At 51.1% G+C, this 5,627-nt stretch carries 4 protein-coding genes; all 4 read right to left on the bottom strand.

What is annotated here, in order from left to right:
- On the bottom strand, positions 1-534 hold a 534-nt coding region (locus ACP5SG_RS09205), incomplete at its 3' end, for an Eco57I restriction-modification methylase domain-containing protein (RefSeq protein ID WP_428123878.1).
- Entirely contained in the window at positions 518-1,174 is a 657-nt protein-coding gene (locus ACP5SG_RS09200) for an N-6 DNA methylase (protein WP_428123874.1), read from the bottom strand. The genes ACP5SG_RS09200 and ACP5SG_RS09205, both read right to left, overlap by 17 nt.
- A 149-nt stretch (positions 1,175-1,323) precedes the next feature.
- Positions 1,324-2,652, bottom strand: coding sequence for an MFS transporter (locus ACP5SG_RS09195; protein WP_237888472.1), 1,329 nt, complete (start codon positions 2,650-2,652; stop codon positions 1,324-1,326).
- Positions 2,653-2,678: 26 nt separating this feature from the next.
- Entirely contained in the window at positions 2,679-5,348 is a 2,670-nt protein-coding gene (locus ACP5SG_RS09190; RefSeq protein WP_428123870.1) for a M16 family metallopeptidase, read from the bottom strand.
- Between the last annotated feature and the right edge of the window lie 279 nt (positions 5,349-5,627).

Here is a 5,627-nt window from a genome sequence, read left to right as displayed (position 1 = left end):
GTCGAAAAGACAGAGTGGGTTATCGGTGTGAATAAATTCATAGGCATGGGTTTCGAGTTCTTCACCACGCGCGTAATTGGCTTCGTTTGCCCCGCAAAAGACGCACCGACCGTTCTCCCATGTGTGCTCCGTTCGTTTGAAACGGATGTTGCCATCCCGGTCATCAAAGGCGGTGCACACCGAATACTTGCCGTTGGCGGTCTTGGTGCAGTAGAGCGAACGCCGGCTAATCAGGCCAGTCAGTTCCGTGATGGCAATGCCGAAGAGCTGGTTTTTCATGATGTGATTGATGCGCTCCTGCTGGTCGTGGATTTTGTTCTCCAATCCCCTGTCCAGCCGTTTGGCAATCTCGCGCAGGAACACACCGGACTTGCAGGCCGGGTCGAGAAAGCGGGCCTCGGGATCGCTCCATAGTTTCTGCGGCAAAAGGTCAAGCATCCGGTTTGCCAGTTGCGGCGGGGTAAAGACCTCGTCGCTGGAGAGGTTGGCCAGGCAAGAGAGCACATCGGGGTTGTAGCTAATCATCGTAGGCATGGGCCACCTCCAGGAAATGCACCGGCGGGTATTCCTTCACCGGCTCAGGGATGAACACCTCCTCGCCTTGGTCCGAAAAGAGCGGCAGCTCCCGCATGGAACCGTGGCTCACCAATTCATGGAAGGCAAAATCGCGCCGTTTGAGCAGACTGCCGTTGATCAGCGACCATTCGGAAAAAATAATCGGCTGCGGATTATCCCCCACGGTTTTCAGGGAAAGGGCATCGCCATGCACAATGTTGCGCTTGAGGATATAGCGCGCCGCTTCCCGGCACTGCTCTTTTGCCTTTTCCTTAAAGAAGCGGGTATAAGACGCATCAAACGCATCAAACAGCCGTTTACGGCATTCTTCTGTGTTATCTGCCAGAATGTCAATCCCGTAAATACATGAGACGGCAAGGATCGCATAGCGCTCATATTCCAACTGATTTTTGGCATAGCGTGCCTCCACGACTCGCAGTTTTCGCTCCAGTATCTTGATGAGAAAATTCCCCGTCCCACAAGCAGGCTCAAGAAAACGCGAGTCAATCCGCTCCGTCTCCTGCTTCACCAGATCAAGCATGGCATTGACAATGTGTTGAGGAGTCAAAACTTCACCGTGATCTCTCACGCGCTGTTTGGACTTTATTGTTGCTTTCATCTCTTCTCCCCACACAAATCAAGCCATTGATGCCCTTCTCATTGCACAATTCCTCTGTGCCAACATATAAGTGAAACATCTTTGCTTTGTCAAATTGGAGTAGTAACTCATTCGTGTGCCTGTTCAGCGCAACAGAGGATTATAATCTGCTAAGCGGCCTGAATACGGCCTTTCTCAAGGAAGTTGCCGGATGAAGGGCGTATGCCAGGGATGAGGCTGATCAAAAAGGCGCCAAGGATCACATATGCCATCAGCGCCGCAGCAGCTAATTTGTAGCCAAATATCTGTTCACCAAAGATCGTCAGAATCAGGGACCATGTGGCGTCACCCAGCACGCTAGCTGTGCGGCCGGAGAGGGTGTAAAGCCCCCAGAACTCGCCGGATTTGTCTGCCGGGGTCAGGGCTGTCAGAAGTACGCGGCTTGATGACCATACCCCGGCAAGCCCCATCCCTGCCAACGGGGCTACCGTAAACCTGAACAACAGCTTGGCGTCCATATGAAACGGCCCTAGATTGAGCGCCATCCCAGGCCTGATGATCAAGATCATGACGAAGAGAAGAAACCAGATCATGAGATCAATGAGCACGGCCTTTTTGGGGCCGACGGCCTTGACAAGGGGCCCGAAGATAATCCAGGCGGAAAGCATAGCTACGATAATGGCCGGCCCAAAAAGTGAGGCCAGTTCGCTGGCATTGAAACCCATTACATTGCGGGAATAGAGGCCCATCAGGGTGATTACGGATGCAACCGCGTTTTCATACAGAAAATCCCCGACAAGAAAGATAAAAAAATATCTGTATCTCCTTGCATGTCTGAATGTATCTCGAATACGCCCGTAGGCGGCATATATGTCCACCCGGCTGTGCGAACCAGCTTTAAAATCAGGGGCAAGGTACATAGCCGGATACGCAAGAATCAGATATATCAAGGACATGGGCAAAAAGACCCGGCCTGCCAGTTCGTCGGTTGGCACAAGCCTGCTCAAGCCGACTAAACAAATGAGACTTCCTGCATAGCCAATGCCCACCGTCATGCTTATCACTGCGGTCACATTTTTTTTGTCGGCTACCGCCGGAATCATGGCTATAAAAAATGTAAATGCCGCATTGGCGCATATATATGCCAGGATGAATAGCGATATGGCCACCGGCTCTGACCTGGCCCATCCTAGAGAGGCTGTACAGATAACCAGGCCGAAGACAAAGACACGAAGATATGGTTGACGCCGTCTGCTGTTGTCCGCGCTGGCACCCAAGAGAGGCGATATGATGGCTACGATCAGCGCCCCGACAGTCACCGCCCATCCGAAATCGGCCCCAGATCTGCCGATGACCTTTTGCAGGAAGACGCCAAAATAGGTGGAGACCACTATCATCGACCATGCGGAGTCAGCGGCCTCGAACAGGGAATATTTATAGAGGACCGCCCACAGCGGGTGTCGGGTCTGGAATTTCTCAGCCGGTCTGGCGGGTTCCAAATATGGATTCGACTCCTAGCGAAACCTTATTGTGGGACAGGACCCCTGACGACCTGAACCATGTCGTTAGGGCGTATCCATTTTGAAAATGCCTTTCTAATATCAGTGGCCGTAAGTCCCATATATTTTTTTGCAGCCCTTACAGGTTCGTCGAGTGGCAGATCATTGGCCGTGCAATAGATAAAATCCTTTGCTATTTGATCCACGCTCGATTCAGACAAAGAAATTTTACGCAACATGAGCGCCTTGGCCTGATTCAATTGATCATCTGAAACCGCTACCTTCTGCATATCGACAAGGTCACGGCGGACAATTCCAGCCGCTTTGGAAACCTTGTCAGGGTCACATGCAAAAACTACCGAATAGACTGACCTGGTCTTGCCTGCATCAAGCCGCGAGTCCACAAAGTATACAAGACCTGTAGTCTCACGCAGGTCCTGATAGAGTTTTGTAGCATAGAAACCCCCGCCTAGTACGTTATTTCCCAATTCCAAGGCATAGAAGTCAGGGTCTGTGCGCCTTAAACCAAGGGTCTGGGCCATAGTGACCACATCCTGTACGCGGCTCGAATCCGGCACGCTCACAAAAAACGGCTTGTTATTTGGAACCGCAGGGAAATCAATGATCGGCCTAGGGCCTTTTGCCGTCCAAGAACCAAAATACTTGTTAATCACCCCAAATACCTCTTCTGGAGTAACCTTTCCTATGACCACAATAGTGGTCATGTCCGGTCTAAATACACTTGAATAATACCTTTTTACGTCATCTAAGGTAAGGGCGGAGATTGTCTGCGGGGTGGGATGGCGCAGACTGGGGTCATTCTTGGGGAAAAGGCTGGCCTTGACGGCATGTTCGGCCAGATAACCCGGGCTCTTGAGCTCCCCAGCCGCAGAAGCCGCGGCCTGTTTCTGAACGATGTCAAAGGCATTTTTGGGCAGGGCCGGATGGAGTTCATTTTCTGCAAGCAGTTGAACGCCCCGATCAAAATGATCGGGTGTCACCCTTATAAAGAAGTCAGTGCCAGCGGACTCGCTCGCCCCTATGTCATCAAGGGCCTTCTGAAAGGCAACCCTATCAAGGGACAAACTCCCGTAAGAAAACAATTGGGATAAGATGGCATCGACCCCCTCCTGTCCTTTGGGTACCTGCATGTCAGGATTATTCTTTATATGACCAAAAACGCTCACAGTGTTGCTTATGGATATGGGTTGCACGATAAGGACAAGCCCGTTTTTCAAGGTGCTTACCACTGGATGTACAGCAGGGTGTAGCGTAGCAGGACGGCTCAAGGCCTCCTTGGCCCATTCTGGAAGTTCAACCCTTGCCGAATGCCCTGTGATCAGCTTCTCACTGCCGCCAAACCCTTTCGATGAAACGGGCTTACCTGAGACCTCTGGGGTAAGAACGGCCTGGATAGAATGATCCACATCAAGATATTTTGCGGCTACGCGGTTCACGTCCTCCGCGGTGACCTTCTGTATGGCCTCTATGTCATCGTCCGGGGAATTCCTGCCCTCCACGGCTAGCGCCTGAGACCAGCTCATGGCAAGACCCGATATCGAATTTTTTTCAAACTCGGCCTCAGTTACCTCATGCAATTTAGCGGCGGCCACCAGATCCGCAGGGACACCGTTTTTTATTACGGCAAGCAGAATGTCTCTCACATCGGCCATAAGGGCCCTGCTGTCAGCTCCTGACGGAAAGGCCGCCACAACGTAACCGAGCCCTGACCTGGGCAGAGGATCCAGTTCAAACCCTGTGAAAAGCGCCTTGCCGTTTGAAACCAAAGAATAGAGCTCTGAGCGCTGGCTGTTCAGGATGTCGGCAAGGATCACAGACGCCGCATAGTCCGGACTGTCATACCCAGGCATCCTGAACGCAAAAGACACCATGCCATAAGGCCGGTCTGTCGTCATGTTGAGCACAGCTGGCTTGACCGGTTGGAGACTCACCTCCTTGCGGGCCGGAAGCCTTTTGGTCTGAATCCCGCCAAATAGTTTTTTCACCTTTTGTAGTGTCTCAGACGGATCTATGTCGCCGCATATAACAAGGATGGCGTTGTTAGGGGCATACCACTTGTCATAGAATTGCTTGAGCATGGCCCCTGTAGTCTTGTCAAAAGAGGCGCGGGTTCCCAGCGCATCATGTTCATATGGGGTCCCGGCAAAAAAATCCTTTAGGAGCCGGGTGTAAAAGATGTATTCGGGATTTGAGAGGTCCTGCGCCACCTCCTGCTCTATCGCCCCGCGCTCTTCGGACCAGAGTCTCTCACTGTCCAGGACGTCTTCCATCCGTAACGCCTCTATATGCAGGGCCACATCCAGGTCTTCCGCAGGCACAGTAAAAAAGTACTGGGTCACGTTCTGCTGCGTGTCGGCGCCGAAATCTCCACCCATTTCCGCAGCTATACGTGCAAGTTGGGCAGCGGTAAGCCCAGGGCTTCCACGGAACATCATATGTTCCTGGGCATGGGCCATGCCTGGGAACCCTTCAGGGGCCTCATCAGAACCCACCAAGTAGTTGACCACAGTGGTTACGACAGGGGCCAGAGGATCCCTGATCATCACCACCCGGAGGCCGTTTTCCAGTTCCGCCCGGACTACTTCCTCGGCCCCCGCAGTCCCCATAAAGGCCAACATCATGACTATTATCAGGATGAGAAAAAACTTTTTGGAAACATGCATCTTAATAACCATAGGGAAACCCCAAAAATTCACTTTCTATACCAGTTTTCTCATACATCGTCTGTATTTTTAAAGATGCATCAACAATATTATTTATATATGGTATTTATATGCGCAATTTATTTGTTTTTATGCTTTATATATGATTATTATCTCTTAAGATGCTATAGTTTCTAATATTCTATATCTATCCATATTATATGCAAGATTTCTAAGACCTATCTTTGCATAGGCGCGAGCTGCGCCTATAGTGCGTAACAAAAGATTATCTGCTTTCTTAAGTTGAACTCC

It is taken from the genome of Dissulfurimicrobium sp. (assembly GCF_049968175.1).
GTDB classification, from domain to species: Bacteria; Desulfobacterota; Dissulfuribacteria; order Dissulfuribacterales; family Sh68; genus Dissulfurimicrobium; species Dissulfurimicrobium hydrothermale.
Note: the sequence above shows the minus strand (reverse complement) of the source record. Positions and strands in the feature narration are given on the sequence as shown.